The sequence below is a fragment of the Pseudoalteromonas sp. SW0106-04 genome (assembly GCF_001293805.1).
Taxonomy (GTDB): domain Bacteria; phylum Pseudomonadota; class Gammaproteobacteria; order Enterobacterales; family Alteromonadaceae; genus Pseudoalteromonas; species Pseudoalteromonas ruthenica.
Window position 1 is genome coordinate 13680 of the sequence record NZ_BCAI01000001.1, and the last position, 26732, is coordinate 40411.

At 47.6% G+C, this 26732-nt stretch carries 21 protein-coding genes; 7 read left to right on the top strand and 14 right to left on the bottom strand.

From position 1 onward, the window contains the following. Nucleotides 1-151 precede the first annotated feature (151 nt). Both W04_RS00070 and W04_RS00075 read left to right on the top strand, forming a co-directional pair. Nucleotides 152-1837 carry a cyanophycinase gene (locus tag W04_RS00070; RefSeq protein WP_053909308.1) on the top strand — a complete coding sequence of 562 codons (1686 nt, stop codon included), beginning with the start codon at nucleotides 152-154 and terminating at the stop codon, nucleotides 1835-1837. Between the two features lie 217 nt (nucleotides 1838-2054). Further along, nucleotides 2055-4025, top strand: coding sequence for a methyl-accepting chemotaxis protein (locus tag W04_RS00075; protein ID WP_053909309.1), 1971 nt, complete (start codon nucleotides 2055-2057; stop codon nucleotides 4023-4025). On the opposite strand, the gene W04_RS00080 is transcribed toward W04_RS00075, so the two are convergent. The 5 genes from W04_RS00080 to W04_RS00100 form a co-directional block, all read right to left on the bottom strand. Beyond that, the gene (locus W04_RS00080) at nucleotides 4018-5016 is read right to left on the bottom strand and encodes a hypothetical protein (protein WP_053909310.1); all 999 of its coding nucleotides are present in this window, start codon (nucleotides 5014-5016) and stop codon (nucleotides 4018-4020) included. The genes W04_RS00075 and W04_RS00080 overlap by 8 nt on opposite strands. Before the next feature lie 59 nt (nucleotides 5017-5075). Next, nucleotides 5076-5594: an Ig-like domain-containing protein gene (locus W04_RS00085; protein WP_053909311.1), complete on the bottom strand. Its 519-nt coding sequence runs from the start codon at nucleotides 5592-5594 to the stop codon at nucleotides 5076-5078. Nucleotides 5595-5609: 15 nt separating this feature from the next. Further along, entirely contained in the window at nucleotides 5610-7208 is a 1599-nt protein-coding gene (locus W04_RS00090) for a DUF4331 domain-containing protein (RefSeq protein ID WP_053909312.1), read from the bottom strand. Nucleotides 7209-7367: 159 nt separating this feature from the next. Continuing rightward, nucleotides 7368-8078, bottom strand: coding sequence for an anti-sigma factor domain-containing protein (locus tag W04_RS00095; RefSeq protein ID WP_053909313.1), 711 nt, complete (start codon nucleotides 8076-8078; stop codon nucleotides 7368-7370). Next, nucleotides 8075-8593 carry an RNA polymerase sigma factor gene (locus tag W04_RS00100; protein WP_022945212.1) on the bottom strand — a complete coding sequence of 173 codons (519 nt, stop codon included), beginning with the start codon at nucleotides 8591-8593 and terminating at the stop codon, nucleotides 8075-8077. Before W04_RS00100 ends, W04_RS00095 begins: the two co-directional genes overlap by 4 nt. Before the next feature lie 227 nt (nucleotides 8594-8820). Here W04_RS00100 and W04_RS00105 point away from each other — a divergent pair, with 227 nt between their 5' ends. Further along, nucleotides 8821-10455, top strand: coding sequence for a diacylglycerol kinase family protein (locus W04_RS00105; protein ID WP_053909314.1), 1635 nt, complete (start codon nucleotides 8821-8823; stop codon nucleotides 10453-10455). Between the two features lie 54 nt (nucleotides 10456-10509). Here the strand turns inward: W04_RS00105 and W04_RS00110 are convergent, their stop codons facing one another. The 3 genes from W04_RS00110 to hmgA all read right to left on the bottom strand — a co-directional run bounded on the left by W04_RS00110 (nucleotide 10510) and on the right by hmgA (nucleotide 12797). Next, nucleotides 10510-10797 carry a DUF1496 domain-containing protein gene (locus W04_RS00110; protein WP_053909315.1) on the bottom strand — a complete coding sequence of 96 codons (288 nt, stop codon included), beginning with the start codon at nucleotides 10795-10797 and terminating at the stop codon, nucleotides 10510-10512. Between the two features lie 72 nt (nucleotides 10798-10869). Continuing rightward, entirely contained in the window at nucleotides 10870-11496 is a 627-nt protein-coding gene (gene maiA, locus W04_RS00115; protein ID WP_053909316.1) for a maleylacetoacetate isomerase, read from the bottom strand. Further along, entirely contained in the window at nucleotides 11496-12797 is a 1302-nt protein-coding gene (gene hmgA, locus W04_RS00120; protein ID WP_053909317.1) for a homogentisate 1,2-dioxygenase, read from the bottom strand. The genes maiA and hmgA overlap by 1 nt, the downstream gene beginning before the upstream one ends. Nucleotides 12798-12900: 103 nt before the next feature. Between hmgA and W04_RS00125 the strand changes: the two genes are divergently transcribed. Then, nucleotides 12901-13347, top strand: a complete 447-nt coding sequence (locus tag W04_RS00125) for a MarR family winged helix-turn-helix transcriptional regulator (protein ID WP_053909318.1) — start codon at nucleotides 12901-12903, stop codon at nucleotides 13345-13347. 47 nt (nucleotides 13348-13394) lie between these two features. Here the strand turns inward: W04_RS00125 and W04_RS00130 are convergent, their stop codons facing one another. From W04_RS00130 to W04_RS00140, 3 genes are all read right to left on the bottom strand, one after another. Continuing rightward, nucleotides 13395-16526: a carboxypeptidase regulatory-like domain-containing protein gene (locus W04_RS00130; protein WP_053909319.1), complete on the bottom strand. Its 3132-nt coding sequence runs from the start codon at nucleotides 16524-16526 to the stop codon at nucleotides 13395-13397. A gap of 532 nt (nucleotides 16527-17058) precedes the next feature. Beyond that, complete coding sequence (locus W04_RS00135) at nucleotides 17059-20271, bottom strand: TonB-dependent receptor (protein WP_053909320.1); 3213 nt, start codon at nucleotides 20269-20271, stop codon at nucleotides 17059-17061. A gap of 78 nt (nucleotides 20272-20349) precedes the next feature. Continuing rightward, nucleotides 20350-21174 (bottom strand): S1/P1 nuclease, encoded by an 825-nt coding sequence (locus tag W04_RS00140; RefSeq protein ID WP_053909321.1) that lies wholly within the window; start codon nucleotides 21172-21174, stop codon nucleotides 20350-20352. A gap of 260 nt (nucleotides 21175-21434) precedes the next feature. Here W04_RS00140 and W04_RS00145 point away from each other — a divergent pair, with 260 nt between their 5' ends. Continuing rightward, entirely contained in the window at nucleotides 21435-22277 is an 843-nt protein-coding gene (locus tag W04_RS00145) for a PhnD/SsuA/transferrin family substrate-binding protein (protein ID WP_157576169.1), read from the top strand. Then, a complete protein-coding gene (locus W04_RS00150; protein ID WP_053909323.1) occupies nucleotides 22274-23263 on the top strand; it encodes a hypothetical protein in 990 nt (329 codons plus the stop codon). Before W04_RS00145 ends, W04_RS00150 begins: the two co-directional genes overlap by 4 nt. On the opposite strand, the gene ushA is transcribed toward W04_RS00150, so the two are convergent. Both ushA and W04_RS00160 read right to left on the bottom strand, forming a co-directional pair. Further along, nucleotides 23250-24869 carry a bifunctional UDP-sugar hydrolase/5'-nucleotidase UshA gene (gene ushA / locus W04_RS00155; RefSeq protein WP_053909324.1) on the bottom strand — a complete coding sequence of 540 codons (1620 nt, stop codon included), beginning with the start codon at nucleotides 24867-24869 and terminating at the stop codon, nucleotides 23250-23252. The two genes, W04_RS00150 and ushA, sit on opposite strands and share 14 nt — an antisense overlap. Before the next feature lie 147 nt (nucleotides 24870-25016). Beyond that, nucleotides 25017-25259: a hypothetical protein gene (locus tag W04_RS00160; protein ID WP_306341141.1), complete on the bottom strand. Its 243-nt coding sequence runs from the start codon at nucleotides 25257-25259 to the stop codon at nucleotides 25017-25019. Nucleotides 25260-25457: 198 nt separating this feature from the next. Between W04_RS00160 and W04_RS00165 the strand changes: the two genes are divergently transcribed. Continuing rightward, entirely contained in the window at nucleotides 25458-26192 is a 735-nt protein-coding gene (locus W04_RS00165) for a peptidylprolyl isomerase (RefSeq protein ID WP_053909325.1), read from the top strand. A gap of 56 nt (nucleotides 26193-26248) precedes the next feature. Here the strand turns inward: W04_RS00165 and W04_RS00170 are convergent, their stop codons facing one another. Further along, nucleotides 26249-26662 (bottom strand): MAPEG family protein, encoded by a 414-nt coding sequence (locus W04_RS00170; RefSeq protein WP_197275924.1) that lies wholly within the window; start codon nucleotides 26660-26662, stop codon nucleotides 26249-26251. Between the last annotated feature and the right edge of the window lie 70 nt (nucleotides 26663-26732).

The following is a 26732-nucleotide window of genomic DNA, read 5'->3' on the forward strand; positions in this document are numbered from 1 at the left end:
TTTTTCAACATTTTCTCGCATTCCTCATAGGTTTTTGACAACGCAAACTAAACGGGTTAGCTTGTACTCGATTTTTGAGTCCTTTTCGTTATAACACCCAATTATTGCTAAAGCAACAATTGTTTTACATTTAAATCAGCCTTGGAAACTTATGACCATGATTAAGGATTTAGGCGCTATTCGCGCATTTTCGACTCATAATCGTCTCTTTTACCCTGTCTTGTTTTTCATTTCTCTATTCGTGTTACCACTTGCACATGCCCAGACACACATATTGATTGGCGGCGCTTTGCACACTTGTTCGTCGCTAGGTGCTAAGCATTGCCTTGGTAAAATGAATTTGCAGGGCAAGCGTAGTAACCTTTATCAGCTCGATGCACAAGCTATCGATAGGCTAGAAAAACACTGGCCAGAGCAATACCAACCGCAAAAGGCGCGCATCATCAAAGTGCTAAAAACTATCACCAGTGAGCAAAAAATGAGTCGGCAAGGGCTACTCGACAAATGGCATGCGGTGGATGAGCAAGTGGCGTTAATCACCGATGAGCTCTATTACTTCATCCTCGATAACCTCGAAGTCTATCAAGGAGATAAACGCCAGCGTTTGGTAGAGCATGTAGATAAAACTCGCACTCGTTCGCAGGCGGCCAAAGATATTGTCGCCTTCATTGAAAAAGCCACGCTGGTGGCAGCGCAACAACAGAAGCAACCTGCAAAGATATTGGCGATCACCGCATCAAGCAGAGACCCTTATGAGTCCGCTGACTTTTATGAGCAACTACTGCAATTTGATGGGGTCGAAACGCAGTGGTTGGCATTGACGCCAGCGTTGGCGCAGGCCATTACCGAGAATCGCTGCGAGGCCTTACCTGCTCTGCGCGCGAAAGCGCTCAGTTTTGCGCGCTCACGAATCTACCCAGAGCGCATCGCCCAAGAGCATGCATTGTGCGAATCCGGGGTTGCTAGCTTAGTGGAAAAAATCCAAAGTGCGACAGCGGTGATGTTTAATGGCGGCGATCAGAGCTTAACGCGCAAGATACTCTTTGCAGACGATGGCGCCCCCTATCCTTGGACAGCCGCGCTAAAGGCGCGTCCTGTTATTGTTGGCACCAGTGCTGGGACGGCGGTACAAAGTGGCGGCAGTAATGAGCACGGCGCGGTGGCTATGATCACCAGCGGTGATTCGATAGGCGCTCTTAACGCGGGCGCCAGCCCCCATTCTGCTCCTTCAGCGCGAGTGCAGCAACGTGGTGGCGTGACGTATGAGCAAGAAGGGGGACTAGGAAGCTTTACCTACGGGGTATTGGATACCCACTTTAGTGAGCGTAATCGTAGTGTGCGTCTGCACACTTTAGTGCAACACATTGGTCAACATCATGGCTATGGTGTGGATGAGACCACGGCACTGGTCACGCTGTCATCGACCTCAGGCAGCGGCGCTGCAGTGCTCGGTGCTGCAGGTGTGGTAAAGATAACTCCCACGGCAGAAAATGCCTTTCGCTACAGCTTTTACCCTGCGGGTGTGCGCTTAAAACTAAACGATGGGCACTGGCAGCTGGCTGAGAATACCGAGCAAGTCAGTAGCCCTCAGCTTGCCAACCAAGCGTTACCGGATATTCGGTTCAACGATATTATGTACGATGCTAAGCTTCGCAGCCTGACTCAGGCAATGTGTATGACCAACACTAAAAAAGCCCTAGCGCAGCAATTTGCCGATGGCCAGTATTGGCACTTTACTCTAAATGCAGACGAGCAGACTCGCATGGTCAACACCGCTATAAGTAATAATGCCTGCGCCGTTGAGAACTTACTTATAAGCTTCTCTAAAGCCCAGTAATCTCGCACTATAAACTAAAATGGCACCGAGCTCTGGGTGCCATTACTAGTACATACTTTGTCATCAGCTTATCTTTGATACTTTTGGTAGCAACAATAGCAGGTATGGCAATAAATCATATCGCGTAATGCTGTGTAAGCGTTTTTTCCTAGTTGTAATTAGTCTCAGTCCCTATTTTAACTATACTGAGGGAGTTGCAGCGTGAGGGAGAACGGTTATGCCTTTGAAATTTAGATTACTTATCGCTTTTTTATTGGTGGGACTGATCCCAGCTCTGGTTATCACTTTGATCAGTGGCTACATCAGCAGTGAGGCTCTGCGCGAGCAGGCCTACAACCAATCACGCTCCATCGAAACTATCAAAAAATTACAAATTAAACAGTACTTCGAGCGCATTGAAGTGGATACCCTCAGTGCAGCCAACGATTGGTCAGCACGCATGAGTGAGTCGGACTGGGTTAGAAGTGCGCACCAAAACCAGAGCCGCTTCGCTGATTACATTGAGCGCCGAGGCTACTACGATTTATTTCTTATTGATGACACAGGGGTGGTGAGCTACTCGGTCACTAAAGAGGCGGATTATCAAAGCAACCTCGTCAGTGGCCCTTACCGTGACTCGGGGCTTGCCCAACTGTATCGTCAAGTGATGGAAACAGGCGAATACACATTCAGCGATTTTCAGCCTTATACACCCAGCGGCGGCGCCCCCGCTGCGTTTGTCGGTGCGCCCGTTGTTGCTGGTGGTGAAGTTCAGGCGGTGCTTGCGTTGCAGTTATCCATTGATGCTATCAACGAGGTCATGAACACGCGCGAGGGAATGGGGCGCAGTGGTGAGAGCTATTTAGTTGGTCAAGATTATCGTATGCGTTCAGACTCGTTCTTAGATGCTCAGGGACGTTCAGTTAAAGCCAGCTTTGCCGGTACCATTGCTGATAATGGGATTAAAACCAAAGCGGTCACTGAGGCCTTGGCTGGTCGCAGTAACACCGAAGTGATCATCGATTATAACGGTAATCCAGTTTTGAGTTCTTATGAGCCCCTTGATATTGGCGACACGCGTTGGGCGATGGTGGTAGAAATCGATCAACAAGAGGTATTCAGTAGTGTTGATAAGCTGATATCCAGTATGACTGTATTGCTGGTCTTGGTTATTGCGGCAATATTACTGGCAACGTGGTGGGTGGTAAGAATGATCATCACCCCTCTTGGCGGCGAGCCTGAGGAAATGCAAGATATCAGTGAGCGTATCTCCCATGGTGATTTAAGCTGCGAACTAAGCGCACGAGGCGAGGGCAAAAATGTATACAACTCCATGCGAGCGATGAATTCCAATCTGCGGCAGTTGGTCGGTCAGCTCAGCGATACCGTTGATACCTTGGGCTCTACAGTTGAGCAAACATCGGCCAGTACCGAACAAGAGCTGGAGAATAATCGCACACAAATGGAAAATATCATTAGTATTTCCACAGCCATGCAAGAGATGTCGGCCACCATTGATGAAGTGGCAAAAAGTGCTCGTAACGTTGCTGATTTAACGCATGGTTTAGAAGGCACATCGCAACAGACCAATGAGTCTATTAATCAAACCTCGGGTGCTTTGCAACAGTTATGTGAAGAAATTGGTCGTGGTGAGAATACCATCAATAGCCTGAGTGAACGTAGCCAAGAAATCGGGTCGGTGCTCGATGTAATTAACTCTATTGCTGAGCAAACAAATTTGTTGGCATTAAATGCCGCAATTGAAGCAGCGCGGGCTGGCGATCAGGGTCGTGGATTTGCCGTGGTAGCCGATGAAGTGAGGCAACTGGCACAGAAAACGCAGAGCTCTACGAAAGACATAGAGTCGATGATTGGCATGCTACAAAAGGATGCTAAGCACGCTCGCGAGTCGATGGCTCGAAGCAGTCAATACGCCAGTGATACAGCAGATAAATCTATCAAAAGCACACAAGCACTGCAGCAAACGCTAGAGCAGTTGAAAACAGTGGCAGGCCATGTTGAAGTGATCGCCACGGCCGCCAATGAGCAGAGCTACACCGCTCAAGATATCTCTAAAAGTATGACGCGCATTAATGATGCCGCCAACGATAATGTCGCTACTGCTGAGCAGGTTAAAGCGGCCAGCGAGGAACTTCAACGTCTAGCCTATGAGTTGCAAACCAGTAGCGGGCGCTTCAAGCTTAATTAATGGTTTGCGCACGCAGCTCGCTTTGAATTTGCTCATATAACATTGTGTCGACCTTCAATGCACTGATATGGGTTTGTTGCTTGGCCCAGTGCAGCGCAGTGATGGGATCATCGACGACATGGTAGAAATAATAGGCCAGTGCATCGGCATAGTTATTGGCATCATCCGCTAGTCGGTGAGCCATGCGTTGTTGCGCACGTGCGAGCCACTGTTTTGGAGCCGCATGTGCTAGGCGCACAAGTATGGCATCGGGAATGTCGTCGATGTTCAACTTAAGGCGAGAAAACTCCTCAACAAACTGCTGCGCTTGACCCAGCGCCATAAGTGTATCGGCAAAAAGTAGCCAAGTGCTGGAACTAAGCTTTGCGCCCATCATGGGGGTGAGTGCTTGTTTTGCGGCCAGGTATTGGCCATCAAAATAAAGCGCGGTAGCAAAGAGCTCTTGCGTAAAATAAGCAAGCTCAGAGTCGCCCTCGCGCAGCGGCGAGTGAGCAAGGCGAGTAATAATTGGCTGCAGTGGTTCACTTTGCATTTTGACATCAAGGGTGCACACCATGGCCAAATCAACACTGTGTTTAGCGGCCAGTGATAAACAGGTCGCAAGCGCCTTATCAAAAGAGCCAAGTACGGTTTCAATATTCGCTTTTAATAATAGCGCATTCGCATCGCCAGGTCGTAGTGCTAGGTAATGCTCAAGTGTACTTAAAGCCGGTTGAAAATGGTGGGCACGTTGCAACATGCTGGCGTGCCAAAAATGACTGATAGGTCGGTCATCGCTTGTGCGCTTAGCTAACTCTTTACTCAGTGCTTTATGGGTAAATTGCTGGCGGGTCACAAACTTATTGCCAGCTATATGCTCTACTAACTCATCGAAACTCAGGTCGTTCAAGCGTGTTTCCTGGCTTTTAGGTTCATGTATATGTTCCAAATGGGCAATGCAGGGCACCGACACTGTCGCTGCGAATAAAAAGCTAAGGGTGGCGAGTTTCATAACAGCTCCTTAAAAAAGGCCTTCCATGGCCTAGGTTTAACAAGGCAGGTCCGTATTGCCTAATTACTAGCGTCGACTAAGTCTTGATAGAACTCGGTGGTGTCGACATCGTTGCTAAATATGCGGCCATTTACACGCGCCGGCATGGCGTCACTGGCAGCGGTAAATGCCGCTCGGCTGTAGCTTGAGAAGCTGACCTGCAAAGCGTCGACAGTTATTTGCGCTGTCGCTGCAACGGCCATGTTTTTGCCATCGTCGACAGTAAAACTAAAGCTATCGCTGCCGGTGTACTCAAGCATTGGTTGATAGCTGAAACTGCCATCAGCGTTGACGGTGACAGTGCCATTAGTCGGCGCCATATCTAAGGTGAACGTTAACGTATCACCATCAGCGTCGGACGCTTGCAGTTGTCCGCTCAACTCGGTGTCAGCTTGCGTCGTAAAGCTTGCATCCGCGACACTGGGTGCGCTATTGCTTGGCATAGGCTGCTTCTTGTCTGTGCCATCGTTATCGCTGCCACAACCACTGAGAGCCAGTGCGAGGGTGGCAGCAACTGCTAATTGGATTAAGTTACGCATGATGATCACCTTTTATTACTGCGAACCCGGTAACGGGGTCGCTAAATAAGGAAATTGTGCGTTGGTGTCCTGTGCACTAATGGGCGCGCCATCGGTGAACGGTACATTACCAACGCTTGCATCGTCAGAGCTGCAAAGTCCTAAATCAGTGTCGTTACCGGCAACGGGGATGGGGTAACATAAACGGCCCATCACGACGCGTAAGGCGATATCGACAACATCATCACCAGGGCGACGGCCATTGGGGAAACCCGCTAAATCATCGCCAACAACACCAAAGGTAGACTGCTGCTCTTGTGGTGTGGCTGTAATCGCAGTGTTTAGGCGTAACATCTCAGAAGGAGTCACGGTTGCTAACTGGTTGACGCCCTCAAATCCGGTTAGGAAGGCAGTAACCAAATCGATACGCGGAAAGTTAGTTGGCGCCAAGGTTTCAATATTGGTCCCTAGCGTTTGATTAACCGCATCTTTGAAAAGAATATTGAGTAGCTCTGGCAAGCTAGGGTGGGTCACATAGTCAGCAAATTGACCATCATCTTTTGGATGAGCACTGGAGAAGGTGTCTTTATCTTTCAGGCCAATGACCAGCTCATTAACAAGAGGGTTACCAAGGCGTGAAACCTGTACTAATGCTCCGCCGTTAACCGCTGGCTTGGCAAAATTTGCTCGCGGATTAAGAATACGCGCTTGTGGCATCCACGCTGTAGTCCATGTACCAATGGTGCCGTTGCCTTCACCAGTAACACATTCTTTAGGTAGTTCTAGCGCTAAAGCGGTCACGTTTTTGGTTGCTAAGTCGTCATTAGCGGTGTCCTGAGTAATACCACCGGGGAACCCTTCACCGTCGTTGGCACCAGGTGCACTATCGCCTTCCACGGGCACATAGTTGACCAAATCAAAGGTTTTGCCAAGGTTGACGACAAAGGGGTCTTTGCGTTGACCAACAAACACTTTTGCCGGTGAGCCACAATTAGGTAGAGCCACTTCATAGACGAATTGGTCACTGTATTGCTGATAGGCAGCAGGGCTGGTAAACGTTTTATTACCGATGTAATCCAATGGCTTGGCAAAATTTTCTGTGCTGGTCATTGGGTTAGTCACGGGGGTGCCTGTACCTGAGGCCATTGGGCCTTGCACGACACTTAGGGTGTAGCTTTCAGAGAAGTTAGCTGCGCTTTGATCGCTGGCACTGATTGGCCCCACGTTTTTTAGCGGGACGGCGATACTTTTCGTATTGCCTTCAGGACCCACATTGAGTGCAATGCCATCGCCACCGGCGAGTGCCGAACTAAAATCGAAGACATAGGTTAAATCTTCGATGGCATCGCCATCATTGTCGATGTGAATGGCGTATTTGGCATCTGGGTGCATAGCGAAGTAATTGGGGCCCCCATAGGGGTCTTGTAGCGGAATGTAGTTAGCAATAACGGTTACATAGCCCCCCCGTTGTGCCTCGTAACTATTGAAGGCATAAAAGTCGGTGGAATCGACCGTAGGCATTCGCGCGATATTAGGTGCTTCTCGATGACTTGAGGCATGAGCGGGAAGGGCACTAAGAATACCGAGAGCACCGGCGACGATAGAAAGTGATAAGTGTTTAGCATGAGTCCGCATGGGATTCTCCTTTTTGCTGAGTTCATGGCCGTAACGGGGCAAAAAGGACTTTGGATGCAAAAAAAATTAAAAAGCTAAAAATTTTTTAAAAACTCTATATTTTCAATTGATTAGGCGCATAAAAAAGGGCCCGTACGGGCCCTAAAAAAATGGTTTGCTTTAAATGTCGACTAACTCAGCCGTATATAGCACTTCGGTGGGCGTGCCAGTGGGAGAGCCACCGAGTGGCTCTAAGCTGACAGCGAGCAGGTTGATATTGCCATCGGCGAAATCTTTGGGGATAGGGAGCGATGCCTGCCCTGATTTGGGTAACAAACCTAAGGAAATTGGCGCTTCTTGAGTTTTTACAATCATCCATAGCTCGTAGTCTTTATCTTGTCTTGCTTTTAGCTGCTCATTGGCTTTAACCAGCAGAGCGTTGTCAGTAGCATCAATAAGCCAAAGTGGTTGTTGCTGCTGATCTTTTACAAGCGCAAACTGATCACTGACAAAGCGCTGGTCCACCGGCTCTGAAGGCAACATCAGCAGTATTGTGAGCAATACACAGGCTGCAAGGCTGGCGGCGCTGATTGTTGGCCAGAACCAAGGCGTTGATGTTTTAGTCACTGATTTGCCGTGGCTGATTGCGGTGACATTCTGTGTGTTGTTGATACGAGCTTGAATCTTTTGCCATACCTGTGGATTGGGCGCATCATGGGGCAACTGCGTACCGAGTGTGTTGAGGTGCTGCTCCCACTGATTTGTTGCATGGCGCGCATACTCTGAGGTCATCAATAAACGCGCAAAGCGTTTACGTGCGGGACCCTTGAGCGTTCCGAGCACGTACTCGGCGGCTAAATGGTCAATGAGGTTGTGGTTGTCATAGTTCATATTCCTAAGCACCTCTTTAATTGCGATAACCCTCGACGGATCCAGCTTTTAACTGTGCCAAGTGGGTCGCCCAAGTGGGAAACGACTTCGCCATGGCTAAAGCCGCGAAAGTAAGCTAAATGAATCGCATGACGTTGCTCTGGAGCAAGCGCCTCGATACAGTGCGCCAACTGTGAGTTTTCTTCAGCCATGATGGGTTGCTCACTGCCATGAGTTTCTTCATACTCTTCCTCTTGGCGGACCTTTTGATAACGCAGCATGTCTAAGCAGCGGTATCGCGCAATGCTCACCATCCAACTGAGCACTTCTCCCTTATCTGTTTGATAATCGCTGGCATTGTGCCAGATACGCACATAGGCCTCTTGCAGCGCTTCATCAGCTAAGGCTGGGCTATTCAACATTTTACGGCAAATAGCGTTGATGAGACCGCTGGTGTCTTTGTAGAGGTGTTCAAAAGCGCGTTGATCACCTTGCGCCACCGCTGTCAACCAAGCTAAATGATGTTCTTTTTGCACGACGTTATCCCCTTAACGATTAGTAAGCCTAATTGGATGCATAGACTCTTGCCAGACTAGCACATAACACTATTTTAACAATTAATTGGGCTGATAATTAGCAACGACATCAATAACTTCGTTGTATTAAAGCGTTACACATGGATATTTAAAGAGAGGCTTTTAGCGCTTGCGCTTACTGATGATCGTGATATGGTTTTACTATAACACTATACAAGGAGTGGTTGATGTACGCTGCTGTTGCTTACTTATTGATGGCCGTGGCGCTTTGTGCCATTGCCGTAGTTATTAAAATTCCTTATTTCGCAATTTTTTTCTATTGGAGCGCACTGTCGTTACTACTGGTTTCCTTGGCCTATATCGCCAATTTAGGGCGCATTTTTAGAAAGCGTCAAGACGGCAGTATACCTTGGTATATTCGTTGGGCATTTATTCCCTTCTTGTTGGGTGCGCAACTATATAACTCTTGGCAACGGCGCACAGATAAAGTGCCACCTATTCAAGAGGTTGAGCCAGGCTTATTTCTTGCCTGCCGACTGTTTCCTTCCGATGTGGAAACCCTTAAGCATGAAAATGTCACTGCCATACTAGATGCTACCTGCGAGTTTGATGGCTTGGACTGGTCGCTTATCGGTGAAAACATCAGCTATTTAAATATCCCTGTGTTGGATCATGCGGCGCCAAACCGTGCGCAACTGCGCCAAGCCATCAACTGGATTCATCACCACCGCAAACGCAACCGCAATGTGGTTGTACATTGTGCCCTTGGACGCGGGCGCTCGGTGTTAGTGATGGCTGCTTACTTACTGGCTAAAGAGCCTGAGGCGGACCTAGACGAAGTATTGTCGCGAATTCAGGAGACCCGTGAGACGGCCAACCTCAATCGCTTCCAGCGCAAGGCCCTGAAGAAAATGCACAGCAGTGGTGAACTCGAAGTACGCAATAAAGTGTGCTTAATTGCTAATCCAGTCTCTGGACGTAAGTTATGGGGTGAAAAAAAGCACGAGATCATGTCACGCCTCAATGGCTATTTTGATATGTCGGTGAAAACCACCACAGAGGAGGTTAATGCGGCGATGCTAGCCGAGCAAGCGTTGGCCGAACATCCTGATATGATCATCGCTTGCGGGGGCGATGGCACGGTCACCGAAGTTGCCTCTGTGATCTGTAATAGCGATATCGTCCTAGGAATTATTCCCATGGGCACAGCCAACGCCTTAGCGCATGTGATTATGGGGATTGAGTCTAAAGCCTTTGGGGTTGATAAGGCCCTTGATGTGTTGATCAGTGGAGATGTTCAGGCCATAGACACAGCGCGCTGTAATGATGAGTTAACGCTGCTACTCATCGGCCTAGGGTTTGAGCAAAAAATGATTGAAAGCGCTCATCGCGACGCCAAAAATAGCAGCGGCCAGTTCGCCTATTTGCAAGGCTTCTGGCAAGCGCTTGGCGAGCATAAGGCCAAAGATTACGAGTTAACATTGGATGATATGGCCCCTCAGTCCGTGCATACAAACAGTATGATTATTGCCAACGCAGCGCCTATTTTCACTTTGTTAGCGCAAGGGCGAGGGCAACCTGAGCATGACGATGGTTTATTAGATGTCAATTGGCTCGAACCGGCCAAAGACTCCAGCGTTAACGTACTTAGTATTGCTGAGCTTGCGTTTAACAGTGTGACTCAAACTCAACTTGACGTGAATGCGCACCATACCAATGCCCGTAAAGTGCGTGTTACAGCCAATGAGCCTATTGATTACGTAATTGATGGTGAAACTCGTCAGGCAGATGAGTTGGTCATTGAAATTCAGCCTTCATCATTGCGTGTAATGGCTCCGCAGCGCAACGAAGAGTCATCTTAAAAGCACAAAGTGATTGGGCCCAGATCATTGGGCTCAATCACCTTATAGCATTAGTTAGTGTACGCGGATTTTGCCTTGCTGCTCGGGATAAACAGGGTGGCCCTGTTTGTCTACAGCTCGCCAGATAAGCGCGCCGTTATCCTGGTTTGGGTGTTTACGGGCACAGATTTTCGGCGCCCCAAACATATCAATTACCGCCCCTTCACTGTAACGACGCTCTTCATACCAACACACCGATGTGTGCTGCGCATCGACCCAAACACGCGTTTTGGTTTTCTTGGTATCGGCCACCCCTTGCGGGGCGAACATCAGTGTTATCAATACCACAAGCGCTGTGCGCATATCGGTTTCTCCGAGGTGTAATCGTTATGTCAAAGCAACAGACACAATTGTGATACCTGTTGCTTTGCGTGTTTAGGTGGCATCCACCTGTTGCTGCGGCGCTGCATCAGCAAAGGCTTTGAGCGTATTACAGTGCTCATAGACAGCCATGATTTTGGGGTAACGGTCCATATCGACCTTAAACCGCAGCGCGTTAAACACTTGAGGTACCAGGCAGATGTCGGCAAGTGTTGGCGCACTGCCAAAGCAAAATGGACCCGCGCCGAGCTGACTTTCAAGGCTGTCAAAGCCAGTCACTATCCAGTCTTGATACCACTTGGTTTTCTGCTCATCACTGACATTGAGCTCTGCTGTTAAATACTTTAGCACACGCAGATTGTTGATGGGGTGAATATCGACGGCAATGGCATATGCCAGCGAGCGAATTTGTGCTTTTTCCCAGGCATCACCACTAACCAGCGGCGCCTGCGGGGCTATTTCGTCCAACCACTCTAAAATAGCCAGTGATTGACTAAGTACGCCTTGCTCGGTTTCAATGGCAGGTAGCAAGCCTTGGGGGTTTTTACTGAGATAGGGCTCGCCACGCTGCTCGGATTTGAGCAAATTGACCGGTACAATGTCATGCTCCAGCTCCTTTAAATTTAGTGCAATGCGCACGCGATAAGCCGCCGATGAGCGAAAATAACTGTATAGCTTCATTATTTCTCTCCGTTAAAGTGTTTTTTTATCCCTTTCCAGCAATCAAGATAGTTGCTTTGGCCCTCTTTGCCAGTTAACGCGTACTTTGTGGGGGCAATGATATAGCGGGATTCAAACATAAAGGCTAAGGTGTTTTCATAGCGAACCGGCTCAAGCTCGCCCTGGCTTGCCTTGTCGAACACTTCAGCTTCTGGGCCGTGTGGTGACATGCAATTGTGTAGGCTCGAGCCACCTGGCACAAAGCCCGCTTCTTTCGCGTCATAGGTGCCTTTAATCAGACCCATAAATTCACTCATGACATTACGGTGATAATAAGGTGGTCTAAAGGTGTGCTCGGCGACCATCCATCGCTCTGGGAAAATAACGAAGTCAACATTGGCCACTCCAGGGGTGCCTGAAGGAGAGGTCAATACCGTGAAAATGGATGGATCTGGGTGATCGAAACTGACCGTGTTCATGACATTAAAACGTGACAGGTCATATTTGTATGGCGCGCTGTTACCGGTCCAAGCCACCACATCCAGTGGTGAATGAGTGATATCTGCTCGATACAGTTGGCCGCTAAACTTGGCCACCAATTCAAAGTCACCTTCTTTGTCTTCAAATGCAGCGACAGGGTATTGGAAGTCGCGGTCATTGGCATAGCCATTGGCGCCCACCGGACCGCGCTCGGGAAGAATATAGGGGTGGCCGTAGTTTTCGCAGATATAACCGCGCACGGGGCCATCGATTAATTCGACAAGGAACTTCATTCCGCGAGGGATCACCGCGATTTCCCCAGGGACAATTTCGATGATGCCGCATTCTGTACGCAGTCGCAGGCCGCCTTGTTGCGGCACAAACAGCATCTCGCCATCGGCGTTATAAAAGTAGCGCTCATGCATCGAGGTATTGGCCACATAGACGTGAATACCAATCCCGGCTTGACCGGTGACGCTACCGTTTGCTGCCATGGTCACCAGACCATCAATAAAGTCGGTGTGCTCAACGGGAATGTCTATGGGATCCCAACGTAGCATGGTCGGTGGTGTTGGCACTTCGGTGATGGGGGCACTGCGCAGTAAGCCATTGTCCAGGGGTTGATAATCTCCTTGAACCACCGATGGGCGGATACGATATAGCCAAGAGCGACGATTGTCGGCGCGCGGCGCGGTAAACGCGGTTGTCGAGAATTGTTCAGCGTAAAGGCCATAGTTGACCTTCTGTGGGCTGAATTGACCAATTGGCAAGGCATCGGCAAGGGCTTCGGTGTCAAATTCATTGCCAAAGCCGGTCATGTATTGCAGTGTATGTTTGCTCATTAGTAGGCTCCTGTTGTATTGTTAGCCAACATACTCTCATGTGAGAGTAATTTCAAACATCACGCACAGGGCGGGTGTAACATAAATTTTACGTGTAAAGTCGATGCCATTTGATTTAAATAACTTCATCCCCTATCTACTCACCTTGTCTGGGGCCAAAGTCAGCGCTGCTTTTGCCTCTGTTTATCAAGATTCATTATCAACTCCCCAATGGCGCATTATGTGTCATTTAAGACAACAAAAATCAGGCCTAACGTCACGCCAACTATGTGACTATGCGCTATTAGACAAATCAACGGCATCGCGGGCAATTAATGGTTTGCACGCACAATTATGGGTTGAGGTGCAGCCTTGTGCGGAGGATAGGCGCGCCAAACAAGTGCGTTTAACGCATTTGGGCGAGTCATTGATGGATGAGTTAGAGGTGAGGGCTTTGCAGTGGCAAGAGAGCTTAATAACCGAGCTAAGCGCACAGGAACAGGCCTTGCTGAAAGGTTGTTTGCAGAAATTAAACCGCGCTGCAGAGGCGAGCGCCAGTCGTCAGGCATAAAAAAGGCCCACCTTAGGTGAGCCTCCTATTATCGTGTTTACTAGCAATTAGAACGTATAGCGAACACCGATGCGCATTTCCCACAGTGACGCGTCGCGTTGTACAGACGTGTCTTGGTTGCCATCGTTAAAGCCGGTATAAACATAACGACCATTGCTGTCGATATTCATATCAACCATACGGTTGCCTACGAATGAGCCTTTTTTATAAGTGCCCCAATCGTCGTTCAACAGGTTAGTTAGGTTGTCGATGACAAAGAACACTTCACCTTTGTGGCCTTCTGCGAAGCCAGGCAGCTGTTGCGTTACTTTCAAATCAAACTTCACGTACCACTCGGCATTCTCAGAGTTACGATCAGTCACTGAGCCACGCTTCAAGCCTTCTTCTTCGATGAATGCATTGAATGCAGCGAGGTCTTCGGCACTCATGTTATAAACAACGTTTGGATCGTTTTCCAACGGTACGTACAGTAATTGGCGTGAACCATAGCCATAGTTGTTGAAATCGCCGAACTGGCTGTCTGCGGTATCAAATACGTAGCTGTAAGGTAAGCCTTCGCTTGCTTGACCGAGTAGGTTGAAGCGAGTTTCGTAACCATCGAAGAACTCTTGGGTGTAGCCAAGGCGCAACGTAAAGCGGTGCGGTACTTCGTAATCTGAAGTGGCCGGTCCTGGCATACCCGGATTGGTGGTTGCGAAGTTACTGTAGTTCGATGCCGCCACTGAGCTATTCATTGGGTTTACATCTTCTGAATCAGTAAATGCATAGGCCACAGTGAAGTCGATGCCGTTATCGTAGGACTTGCTTAGTGCTGCCGAGATAATGGTTGATTCGCCATCATCGCCGTCCACATTGGTGAGCATGTACTCTTGGTTACGACCTTCAATGCTTTCGAAAATAGGACGACCGTCAAAGGTTGTTTCGCCGCTATCACGTAAAGCGATGTCTTGTAGGTACGCTGAATCTTGTTTTTGCGTGTGCAATACATCTAGGTTAACAACATAGTCATTTTCGAAGGTGTACGTAGCACCGACTGAGTACTTCCACTCTGACGGGATTTCAAAATCAGGGTCGATAGAGTGAGTTGCTGAATCACCTGCGCCTGGAGTGGTTGCCGCGATTTCATCAAACAGTGACTGTGGTACGCCGTAACCCGGAGTGTCACCATTGGTCATTGCAGTATTGAACAGATCTACACCAGATGCGCTCAATTGAATTTGTGTTACACCGTCGTTTTGGTAAGCACTTGAAGCCCATACGTTCGGGTTACCACCTGAGTAAAGACCGAAACCAGCGCGAATCTCAAGGGCATCGTCTACGAACCAGTTAAAGCCAACACGCGGTTGCAACAAGTCGACGCCATCTAGGTTTTGCTGGTTAGAGAAACCATAGCGATTTTCAAATTGCGCATTAAAGTTTGGATAGTCGTCACTTTGGTATTTGTCATAGCGTAAACCAAACAACAAGGTCGCATCGATATCAGTGAAACTATATTCGTCTTGAACGTATAGAGTGTGCACTTGGTATGAGAATTCTGCCGCTAAGTCGTTCGGATTGTTGCTGCCCGCTGCGTTATAATAATAAACGCGATCAGCGATACCTTGCTCATAATCTTCGATTGAGTCGAAGCGGAACTCACCTTCGGTATGCTGTACGAAAAGGTTGAACACGTTCAAATCTTCATACTCATAACCGGCAGTAATGGTGTGTTGGTCAAGGTAATATGTACCTGAGATTTTCGCAGTCAGGTTGTCCCAGTTAAGGTCGTTTGACTGACGTGAATCATCCGGGCCGATGTATACGGTGTCGTCATTCGGTCCATAAGTAATTTGGAATTCACCGAAACCGCTGGCTGCATCAAGTGACTCTTGGCGAGCATCTAGATCTGACTTGCCGATACGTACTTCAGTGGAGAAGTTGGCTGACCAGTCTGAGTAAAGTGAACCGACGATAGAGTAGAACTCTGCGCCACGCTCGTAGAAATGACTAGAAAATGCCAATTCGTCGTTGTCAGCATCAGACTGTGAAAGATCAAAACCATCGTTGTAGTTATACACTACACTGGCGCGGTGATCTTCGTTAATGTTCCAGTCCAATTTTACCAACAGCTTTTCGTCTTCAATAGGCATGCTGCCTGGCGTTCCGCCGATATCGTAGTTATAAACATCGCTGGTGATTTGGCGAATGCGGTCGATATCTGATTGGCTGATATTACCATTGTCGACAGGGCCGTAATCGAACTGTTTTACCCCTTCCAACTTCTCGTAAGAGGTGAACAAGAATAGCTTATCTTCAATTAGTGGCATGCCCACATTAAAGCCATAGCGTTTTTCGGTGTAGTTGCCGTTATCGATGTCGCCATCGATTTCGTCGATGCTATCGCCTTTCATCGAGTCATTGGTGTAATCAAAGAATACGCCACCGTGCAACTCATTAGTACCAGATTTAGTAACGGCGTTGATGTTACAAGAGGTAAAGCTGCCGTACTGAACGTCAAACGGGGCCATTTCAACGGCGACTTGCTCTAGCGCGTCAAACGAGAACGGCTGGCGCACTGTTGGGTAACCATTTGAATTCAAACCAAAGTTGTCGTTCATACGAACGCCATCAAGGGTTAGGCTGTTAAAGCGCGGGTTAGCGCCACCACAGTGAATCGCATCGCGGCTATCGTCCACATAAATACGTGGGTCGGCACGTACAATATCTTTAATGTCACGGTTAATGGCTGGTGCTGATTCTAAATCTGCTTGAGTAAAGGTCGCGGCCGGGCCGGTGCCACCTGAAAATGAACTAATAGGACGGCCGGTGACTACGATTTGCTCGATATCGCCTTTCGCTTGAAGTTGCACTGTTACTGGGTACTCTTTACCCAGTGATAGATAAACATTTTCAACGACTTGGTCTTCAAATTTATCTGAGTCGATCAGTACATTGTATGGGCCGCCAACGCGCAAGCCTTTAGCGCTAAAGTAGCCAGCATCATTGACTACAGCGGTTTTTGCAGAGCCTGTCGGCAAGTGAATAATGGTCACTTCAGTGCCTGCAGCCGGGTTGCCGTTTGGTCCAGTGATTTGACCTTTGACTGAGGATGCGGTTTCGTTAGCAAAAGCACCTGAAGACATGCCCACAGTAGCGGCAATGGCCATCGACAGTGCCGATTTCCTAAGTTGCATTTTCATGTTGTTTTCCCGTGTTTAAGTGTCATTAGTTAGACGGTCATTAATTATCGTAAGATATTAAAAACTATTATTGTTACCGTGGTATTGCGAAAAGCTAAAATTGCACATTTTATTGCAAAAATAAGCCCTTAACTTGCTCAACGGCGTGACTCTTATTGTTACTTGCTTTAAATATATTAACAGCTAAGCCTAGTTCATCGGCTCATAGATGCCAGTATATCGACACACTCTGATGCGCTTGGCTTAGTGGCTGTTGAAAGTGGGTGAATTGTACCCATCATAGCCAGCTTAGTCACTCTTTTTCAGCAAATTAAAGGCCATTTGTCCGCTTTAGATTGAACTTTGTTTATAAACTGTAAGTTGGAGTATTAACTAGCAGCGGGATGTATATATCGTCGGGTGAGGCGGTTGCATAAAAGCACACCAGAGTGTCAGGGGTATAATGATCACGAATAACCCTAGGGAAGAGGGAAGTCTAGGTATAAAAAAGCCCACCGAGGAGGTGGGCTTGAGGTTGCGATTTTCTAACTAATTAGAAAGTGTAGCGTACACCAATCTTAGCTTGCCAACCCGACGAACTCTTTGAAATAGAGTTGTAGTTACGAGTGTCGAAGCCATTGTGGCGACGGTCAATGATGATGCGACCTTCGTCATCTAAGCCACCAAAGTCATAGACTGCTTGGTCTGAATAGCTTAGGCGCTTTTCTACGCCCCAATCATCATTAAGTAAGTTGGCGAAGTTCTCAACCATCACGTAAAGCTGGCCTTTGTGGCCTTCGGCAAACCCAGGGATCTCTTGCTTGAAGCTTACATCCATGGTGGTTACCCAAGGTTGTGTGCCGGTGTTACGGCCGATGATCTCACCACGCTCAGCAATGCCAGCTTGGTTTAGCAAGGTTTCTAGCTCATTCCACGTCACCTGTGACTCATCCCAGTTGACCGCTGCGTCATCAGCGCCAGATGGAATATAGGCTAGGTAGGCTGAGTGGCTTTGGAACTCACTGCCGATATCGCCGAAGTCGTAATCATTGTAGAAGCCCATTGAATGGCTGTAAGGACGACCCGAACGACGCTCGAAGAACATGTTGAACTGTGATTCATAACCTTCAAAGAACTCGGTCTTGTAGCGAAGGTTAATTTTAAAGCTGTGCTCTACTTCATAGTGACCACGGCCCACAGTATCAATATTGCGGCTCTCGACTAGCGCATGCTTATAGTTACTGATCGCGCGTGATGATGAACCAGGCGCTACTTCAGTAATATCTTGGTGCGCGTAGCTCACAGACGCATACAGACCGTTGTCCCACTCTTTGGCAAGTGCCGTGGCTAGGATCACTGAGCGACCGTTTTCGTCAGCATTGGTCATCATGATATCGTAATTTTCTTCACGCTCACCATCATAACGGCTCTTGTAAATCACCCGACCGTCAGCTGATTCACCCACTGGAACCAAAGCGGTATTGTGCCATACTGCTTCGTTTTCTTTTTTGTGATAAACCGCTTCACCGGTCCAGCTAAAGCCATCACCTAGTAGCTCTGAATCAAACTCATATTCAAAGCCAAGTTGAGCACGAATTGAAGACGGTAATTCAAAGTTAGGGTCGGTGTAGTTAGTGCTTCCCGCGCCTTGAGTCATAGAAGCTTGGATTGCTTCAGGTACTCGGGTGATATCCGCTTCAACACCGTCTTGTGAATAGTAATCCGCAATCGCTTGCGAAGTGGCTGCTACATAAGTTAGACCATCATTTTGGTATGGATTGTTATACCAAACGTTTGGAATACCGCCTTGGAAGCGACCTACGCCACCATTGATGGTGAGGTTCTCGGACGCGTAGTATTTAAAGCCAACGCGCGGCAGAATAATATCTAAGCCATCAAGGTTCTCTTGGTTTGAGTACCCATAAGTGGCTAGGAAGTTTTCGTTTAGCGTGGGTTTATCATCTGATGATAAGCGCTCATAACGAAGACCGACAGTAAGTTCCAACTCATCAGTTGGGTAGAATTTGTCTTCAACATACACAGCAAACTGATTACGACGTGCGTCATAAGCCGTGTCATCGGCGTTATTAGTGTAGGCATTGCTATAATCGAAGTCGTAGTTACCGTTGTAGTTACCCACTTCGCGGTTTTGGAAACCTTCTAGGCTATCAAATTCCCACACACCTAATGAACCTGCTGCAAATAGGTTGTATAGGCGCAGTGACTCGTACTGAGCACCAAAGTTGATTTCGTGGTCACCCCAGAAGTAAGTACCATCGAAGGTCAGGGTGAGGTTTTCCGTTTCCGATTGGTTTTTATGACGATATTCATCGGTGCCGAACTGATAGGCTGGGCCGCGATAGTATTCTTCTACCTTAACACTACCAATGCTTGAGTTGGTGAGGCTGTCGCTACTGACATCTTTATAGGCAATACCGATTTCGGTCGAGAAATTACCTGACCAATCTGAGTATAGCTTAGCAGCAAAGTTGTTAAACTTGGTTTCGTAGGTATAACGGCTCGAAGCCAACATTACTGTGTCGCCACCGGTACCGTAGTTTCGCTCGTCGGCGTCATCTTGCCATTGGTAGGTGAAGTCAGCGCGGTGATCTTCAGCCACGTTCCAGCTTAGTTTTACCAGTAAGCTGTCGTTGGTATCTTCCGGGTCACCACCAAGCTCATCGCTCAGACCGTAGGTGCTGTCTAGTACAGAAAGGAACTCATTAAAGTTTTGCTCTGAGGTATCGTACTCGTGCGTAGCACCTGAGCCTTCAAAACCATAGTCCATTTCCAGTTCACTGGCCCAGCTGTTGTAGTTCACAAAGAAGAATAATTCGTCTTCGATGATGGCGCCACCGGTGCTGATCCCGAAACGCTTTTCAGATTGAATCGGGTCTGACTTGGTTGTTTCGAAGGTGCGGCGACCATTCTCGTCGAGTGCCGGTCTTCCATCTGCGTATACCTGAGAAATACTCTCTACTTCTCCAGCAAGACTTGGGTTAGTGAATTCATAGAAACCGGTGAATTCAAACTCATTGCTTCCCGATTTAGTTACCGCGTTGATAACACCACCGCCAAAGTTACCTTTTTTCGCTGAAAACGGAGAGGTATCCACCGACACTTGTTCAATAGCGTCTAGCGCAACAGGTGGCTGCTCAGTGGGGTAACCGCCATAGTTCAAGCCGAAATCGTCATTTTGGCCGATGCCGTCAACAGTTAAGCTGTTACTTCTTGGGTTGCTACCGGCAATGGTTAGCTCGCCGCTACCATTAATGCTTGCTAACGGGTTCAAACGAGCAATGTCTTTGATATCGTTATTAAAGCTCGGAGTGTTAGCAATTGTGTCTTGGCCAAATACGCTGCTTGAACCGCCTGCTTTTTGCAAAATACGGTAGCCTGATACTTCGATACGCTCAACGTTGATAGGCTCAAGCTGAGAAGTCACTCGGCGAGTTTCACCTAGTTCAAGGTAGATGTTATCCAGCTCTGCATCACTGTATTTATCTGAGTCAATGAGGATGCGGTACGGACCACCTACACGCAAACCCTTGGCGATGAACGCGCCAGAATCGTTAGTCGTGAAGGTGCTTACGGTGCCGGTAGGCTCGTGAATCACTGAGATTTGCACGTTAGTTGCAGCATCGCCTTTAGGCGTGGTGATCTTACCGCGCAGAGATGATGAAGTATCGGCTGCGAAAGCGTTTGCTGACACGCCCAAAGCGAGTACGAGCGCGCCGGCCACTTTCGTTAAGCGAACGTTTTTCATTATGTTGTTTCCCGTGTTTTGTTTCATTGGTTAAACAGTGTGTAATCGAGTGAATATTTTTATTGTTATTAATTCGGTCTATTGTTGTCCGTATAGTGCGTTAAGTACCGCTGCTAGGCGTACACCCGCACGCTGCAGTTGTTGCTCCATCACTGGACGGTAGGTAAATAAGTAGTCGTAGCTGACTTGCTCACCGGTATTGGCGTAAATGTCTTGCGCTAAGTGGTGAGACTCAATGAGCCACCTTTTAATATCTAGGTCTTTATTGATTGCCTTGGTATCAACGCAGCATAGAAAGTCTGCGTATTCGGAATAAGACAGCTTTTGGCTCCCAATAAGGTCGGTATCCCATAAACGATGTAAATTGGTTTGCTCACGAAAGAAGGTGACATCGATGCGGTTACCGCCTCGGTCCTCGGCATTACCGACATGCATAGGTTGGTGAATATCGCCAATAATATGAATTAAAAAACGCAAATAGAATTGCTGTTGTTGTTGGCTTGTTTTTGGTGAGCGCAGTGCCTTCATAGCCGTTAGGATGGCTGTATAAGCGTCTTTTACATCATGCTTGTGTTCTTTTGCTGTGAAGTGCTGGTGCGTAAACTCCTCAACGGAGTCGATATTGATGTAATGCCATGGGCTGGCCTGCTTTTGCCAGAATGTATCGGGGGAAGAGCGCATTTCATCAGCCCAAGTACTGACTCTGGCCATACTGTGGCCCGCTAAAATGGTAGACACCTGTTGCTTTACTTCGGCGTCCAAATGGTGTTCAGCAATGGCTCCTACAATACGGTGACCGTTGGCGCCCCAAGCGCTCACTTTCGTTGCGAAAAAACTAACAAAAGCGAGGGTGCAAATAAGCGGCAATTTGCTCAGATGCGTATAATTGAACTGTAAACTCATTGTTGTTGTCACGTTACTGGCTTGCTTAAGTGAAGGCAAATTGTCCGGATTTTTAAGCGAAAAAACAGGACTTGATGGGATTCATAATTACTTGTTAATAAAGTATATAAAACAACTGCTTATGGTTTATAAATAAAATTACCTATTGCAATAAGTAATTATAATTGTTGAAATAGTAATTGAATTCAATAAAAGCAGCATAAAAGCCCGTGACAAGCATATTTAACAGACGTGACACTGCGCTTATCCTGGTTACATTAATGGTACTGGCGTTAACTAGTTACCTTATCGGAACAATGCGTTTTACCCTGGCAACCACGCAACTGGGTAATGTTATAGCGACTCACTACAGTTGTAATACCACCCAGCCAGAAAATAAAACGCAGCTTACGTTGTTTGCTCCAAGCGAAAATGTCGTCAAACGATTGGCTCAATCGCTATGTGGTGACACCACTGTGTCTAAGCAATACGGCGCTGTCCAAGCTTTTTGGGGAGGCTCTTCTGAGTTTGAGGTGAATGTGCTAGGAAAAGGTCTAGCGGATTTAATCCTTGCGAAGGAAAACCTCTTCAGTGCCTTTACCGCCCATGAAACCTATGGCTACTCGCCCCTTGTCGGTTATCCTTCATACACGGCCTACTTTATTGCGAGTAAAGAAAAACCGCGTTTAGAGAAAAGCTACTTTCTTGATAAGCGCATTGGCTTAATTGAATATCCCACCAGTCGCTCCGGTCACATTATGCCCAAGCAAGTGTTCAAGGAGCTTGATATTAATATGAATAGCCTGAATATCACTTTTGTGAACTCGCACAGTGCGTTGCGAGATAAGTTAGCGCTAGGTGAAGTGGATATCATTAGTTCCTATTGGCAACAAGCAGATAACGAGCGCTTTTCTGCAAACTATATAACCGCAATCAGTGACAATATCAGTGGTAGCCATTGGTTTTTACGCCAAGCCAGTGACAATCCTGACTTAGCCTGCGCTATTCAGGGCGCTATTTTAAGCCAAGCAGAAGAGCAATCGGCACAATACTTTAAACAAGCCAAACCTTATTGGCGATGTAGTGATTCGGCACCCGCAACATTTCAAGGAGAGCCGCTGTGAGAGCGATTAAAATTGCGTTGCTAAAGCATGTGCACAGCTGGGTTCGGCGCTTTAATGCCAATATCGCCACGGTATTATTTGCATGTTTGGCTATGATTATCGCTTACTGCAGTTACGCAGTGGGGGCATTGAATAGCTGGCATCATCAACAGCAACAAGCGATAGCCCAGGTCAAAACACGCATCGCCCTGGATGCTCAATACATTGGACTACCCAATAGGTTGTTGGAGGTACCGGGCGATCGCAAACGCGTGGTGCATTATCTCAAGCAGCTCAACACTCACCTCGCATCACAAGGTTACGCAATTCAAGTGCATGCAATAGCGGGTACTACGATCGGGAATGAGACAAGCAATCTTGAGAGCTTCAACCTCGTTCGCACAGGTGGTGAGACGTTCACCGTGACGCTGTCACCAGCGGTGATGCCTCTATCCCAGCTATTGAGCCCTTGGCCTTTACTCATCGTGCTGCTGCTGTCTGTCGCCATGCGAGCATGGTTTAAAACCCTCCAAAGCAAATTAGATAAAGCGCGAGAAGCGGGTACGCCGATACTCGAGCGCAAGCGCCTACTTATTGATTTAGCGAATAAAAGCCTACGCTATGGTGAGCAGGGCAGGCAGGTGCAATTAGCGAACAAGCCCCTCTGTTTTTATCTGGCGCTGTTGGAATTTGGCATTGAATACCCTGAGGTGACGTTAAATCAAAATAAAGAGGTGCCACAAGAGCTATTGGATTTGGCTCATAAGTATTTTGGCCGCCTTATCGATTTAGGACACACGATTAGAAAGCGCCCCAACTTTGGCAATAGTTTAGAGAAAACGCTGAGTGAAATTCGTGCTGCACTGGATGAAGTGTTTGCAGCAGACTCGCAAGATAAAGAACCTTATTTTCCGCCTAAAGCCCATGGTGAAGGGTCACGCTCGCGTGTCCATCACTATGGGCTTAGGGCCGTCAATGACGATGATTTTGAGGTTATTGGCAAGTAACCGGATGAGGCACTTTCATTGCCTTAATTGGGCTGTGCTTGCTTACATACTCGCTCAAAATACTGGCATCTGAGTCGCCAGTGTCAACGAAGCGGGTGTCGGTGTTCAAACGCGGATAGCCATCACCACCTGCCGCATTGTAGCTATTGATACTCATACGATAGGTCTTATCTAGCTGTAACGGCTGACCGTCAATGCGCACTGATACCAATTCATCCCCTTCGCACACCGGCGCCACTTGGTTGAAGTGGGCATAGGCGCCAGAATCAACAGGGTATGATGCGACTTTACTGATGTATGCAAAAGCCTCACGACCACTAAATTCAATGTAGCCAATGCGGTTTTTAAACGGGTGTACACGGAGAATATCTTTGTAATCGATATCTCCTTGGCTGATTGAGTCACGAATACCGCCGCCACTAATGACTGCAAAATCAGCATCGACATGATTCATTTGAGCTTGGGTGATCAGCTGTCCTAAATTCGTCTGTCCAAAGCGAACTTTGTTTCTGTCGCCTTGAAGGTGAACTTCGGTATGCCCTAAAGTCACGCTTAACTTTTCTTGGCCTTTTTGCTGATAAGGAGTTAAAAAGTCGAGCATTTCTTGGTCTTTGTTGATGTAATCACCGACCCATTCACCGGTCGCATCTTTAAGGTTTACTGGGATCAGCTCGTAGCTTTCAAGAGTCAACTCTTCATCTAGCAGTTTAAATCGGGCATGACCCACATACTTGCCCCATTCATGGGCTTGCATGATCCAAATACCGTTTTGATTATCTGGCTGGCATGGCATGCCTGGGCGGTAATCATCATTGTTGCTGTTCTGTGCCGTCATGCACACTGGTTCTTGGGAATGGCCGCCGATGATCATATCCACCGCCCCTTTGGGTAAGTTGCGAGCCAAGGTTACATCGCCGGGCGCGTTAATGCCGTGTTGAGCATTGCTGTAGTGGCCCATGTGCGTGACGGCAATAACGATATCAGGGTTGCGACGCTCAATTTTAGGAAGTATGTTTTTGGTCGCGGTTGCGGGCTCAATAAAATCAAAATTACCGATAAAATCAGGGTTCGCAATCTTCGCGGTGTCGGTGGTGGTCAGGCCTAAAATAGCGATATTTAGATTATCTCTTTGTAACAGAGTATAAGGAGTGTAAGCAGGCTCGCCATTGCGTTTATCGATAATATTTGCGCTCAGCATCGGAAAGTCGGCCCAACGCTGCTGCTTGTCTAATACCGCTAATGGGTTATCAAACTCATGATTGCCAATGGCCATGGCATCGTAGCCTAACAATGTCATAGCTTTAAAATCAGGTTCCGCTTGTTGTAAGTCAGACTCAGGAATACCAGTATTGATATCCCCCCCTGAGAGCAACAGCACGGTATCGCCTCGTTGTTTAGCTTGTGCGCGCAACTGTTTTAGTAATGTTGCGCGCGCGGCCATACCGTATTCACCTTTATCGTTATGCCAAAAACGGCCATGATGATCGTTAGTATGAAACACACTAATATAGTGCGCTTGTGCGGAGTTGGAGTGTAGCTCGGGTGTCGGCGTGGAGGCAGAGCATGCACTGAGCAGTGTAAGCACTGAAAGAGTAATTAGGCGCACAGGGGATTCCTATCGGCGATTATCGTTGCGCCTGATTTTAATTAAATTTTATGACAATTTCACTAGTCTGAGACGGACTGTGCAAATCTGCCTGTTTATCCCCCACTTAAGATATTTGTTGAAGCAACCGGGCTCAGCCGCAACAGATCAGCCAGTTAACTCACTGTGCTGGCTTGCACAAGACGAGACGCTGGCCAGTGCTGCTTGTTCACGACGGCGTAACTCAGCACGTGCTACGGGTGCTTGATGATGATTGACACCAACCATCCAGTTTAAAAACGATGCAGGCACTTGGCGGTACGACTCGCCTTTGTGAACACCAAAGTCACAAATGAGGTTGTTGCTGTTATCCATAGTTGTTGTTTTTAGCTGCTCAAATGATATGCACATACTAGAGAACTCTTGATAGTTTGATAAGTCGAATCTGTTTTAAAAAAGCGCAAAAAGATACTTTATAGTTATATGTTGTTAACCAATTTGTAACTGGGTTTTACCCCCAGGTATCAATTTGTTGTTATTCACTGTGCCTCATGGAAGCATGGCCTGAGTCAATGTAAAGTGGCTTAAAACAACAATATAGGAAATCCCATGAATAAACTTATTGGCTTTGGTCTGGTCGCAGCGGGGCTTACTCTTGCGCAACCTGTTCACGCGACTATCGTTGAAATGCAAACCTCCCAAGGTAGCATTCAAATTAACCTCTTTGATCAGCATGCACCAAAAACAGTGGCTAATTTTCTAGGTTATGTTGAGCGTGGCGATTATCAGTTTAGTTATCTGCATCGCTCCGAGCAGGATTTTATTGTTCAGGGCGGCGGGTTTATTTACGATGGCGGAGCCGTGGCCATTGAATCCCAGGGGACGGTAGATAATGAGCCTGTGCTATCGAATGTTGCTGGCACCATCGCCATGGCTAAACGCAGTGGCAACGCTAACAGCGCGTCAAGTCAGTGGTTTTTCAATGTCGCCGATAACAGTAGTAACTTAGATCTGCAAAACGGTGGATTTACGGTGTTTGGTCAGGTAATAGGTGAGGGGATGGAGGTTGTTAAAGCCATTAATGCACTGCCTACGTGTTCCAGCACGCCGGTCGTTGATTACAGTACTGACGAATGCCAGCAAGGCGCTGAGCTAACGGCAAACAATCTAGTTATTGTTAACGACGTTATTGTCATTGATGATGACCCCAATTCGGCGGCAAACCTGACTCCGGTTGAAAATACATTAATTGATGAACCTGTCGAGTCAGGTGATGATTCAAGCTCAGGTGCATTTTGGTGGTTGTTACCCCTGAGCTTATTGACTCGCTGGCGCCGTGCGTAAGACAAGCCTAGTCGGCGTGCTATAGTATCGATAGCGCGCCGTTTCTTGGGCGGGTACTAAAGCATGCGCAACACTAACATGATCCACATCGCCAGCACGGTGATGCAACCAAACAAAAAGAGGTAGTAACGTGTTTTTAGGTGGTTACTACTAATATGTACCACAGTATGCGCAAGGCGCAGTAGTACAAACCCCCAAGCCAAGGCGGTGAAAGCGTAGCCGGTGGTTTGTGTAATTAATGCAGTGAGCACAGCAACATAAAATAAAACTGGGATTTCGAATTGATTAATAAAGTTACGCCCAGCCACTTGCACTGATTCCGGGGCGTTGTCGAGAGCCATAGTGGCAAATTGCTGCATTTTAATTTGTTTGTTGCGTGCGGCAGCAAAACGACGTCGCCCCATTATTACCATCACCACAAGGGTTAACAGTACTTGCGCGAACATTGCCAAAATAAGCCATTGGTGCACGTTAATCTCCCATTACTCGTTATTATTTATACACATCCCAGACAATACCTGAATTACTCTTATTATTCGA

Coding starts and splice junctions, on each gene's coding strand:
- W04_RS00145 (WP_157576169.1), top strand. CDS start 21,435: ATGGTACTGGCGTTAACTAGTTACCTTATCGGAACAATGCGTTTTACC.
- hmgA (WP_053909317.1), bottom strand. CDS start 12,797: ATGAGCAAACATACACTGCAATACATGACCGGCTTTGGCAATGAATTT.
- W04_RS00075 (WP_053909309.1), top strand. CDS start 2,055: ATGCCTTTGAAATTTAGATTACTTATCGCTTTTTTATTGGTGGGACTG.
- W04_RS00135 (WP_053909320.1), bottom strand. CDS start 20,271: ATGAAAAACGTTCGCTTAACGAAAGTGGCCGGCGCGCTCGTACTCGCT.
- W04_RS00085 (WP_053909311.1), bottom strand. CDS start 5,594: ATGCGTAACTTAATCCAATTAGCAGTTGCTGCCACCCTCGCACTGGCT.
- W04_RS00165 (WP_053909325.1), top strand. CDS start 25,458: ATGAATAAACTTATTGGCTTTGGTCTGGTCGCAGCGGGGCTTACTCTT.
- W04_RS00125 (WP_053909318.1), top strand. CDS start 12,901: ATGCCATTTGATTTAAATAACTTCATCCCCTATCTACTCACCTTGTCT.
- W04_RS00140 (WP_053909321.1), bottom strand. CDS start 21,174: ATGAGTTTACAGTTCAATTATACGCATCTGAGCAAATTGCCGCTTATT.
- W04_RS00080 (WP_053909310.1), bottom strand. CDS start 5,016: ATGAAACTCGCCACCCTTAGCTTTTTATTCGCAGCGACAGTGTCGGTG.
- W04_RS00090 (WP_053909312.1), bottom strand. CDS start 7,208: ATGCGGACTCATGCTAAACACTTATCACTTTCTATCGTCGCCGGTGCT.
- W04_RS00105 (WP_053909314.1), top strand. CDS start 8,821: ATGTACGCTGCTGTTGCTTACTTATTGATGGCCGTGGCGCTTTGTGCC.
- maiA (WP_053909316.1), bottom strand. CDS start 11,496: ATGAAGCTATACAGTTATTTTCGCTCATCGGCGGCTTATCGCGTGCGC.
- W04_RS00070 (WP_053909308.1), top strand. CDS start 152: ATGACCATGATTAAGGATTTAGGCGCTATTCGCGCATTTTCGACTCAT.
- W04_RS00110 (WP_053909315.1), bottom strand. CDS start 10,797: ATGCGCACAGCGCTTGTGGTATTGATAACACTGATGTTCGCCCCGCAA.
- W04_RS00095 (WP_053909313.1), bottom strand. CDS start 8,078: ATGAACTATGACAACCACAACCTCATTGACCATTTAGCCGCCGAGTAC.
- W04_RS00160 (WP_306341141.1), bottom strand. CDS start 25,259: ATGTGCATATCATTTGAGCAGCTAAAAACAACAACTATGGATAACAGC.
- W04_RS00130 (WP_053909319.1), bottom strand. CDS start 16,526: ATGAAAATGCAACTTAGGAAATCGGCACTGTCGATGGCCATTGCCGCT.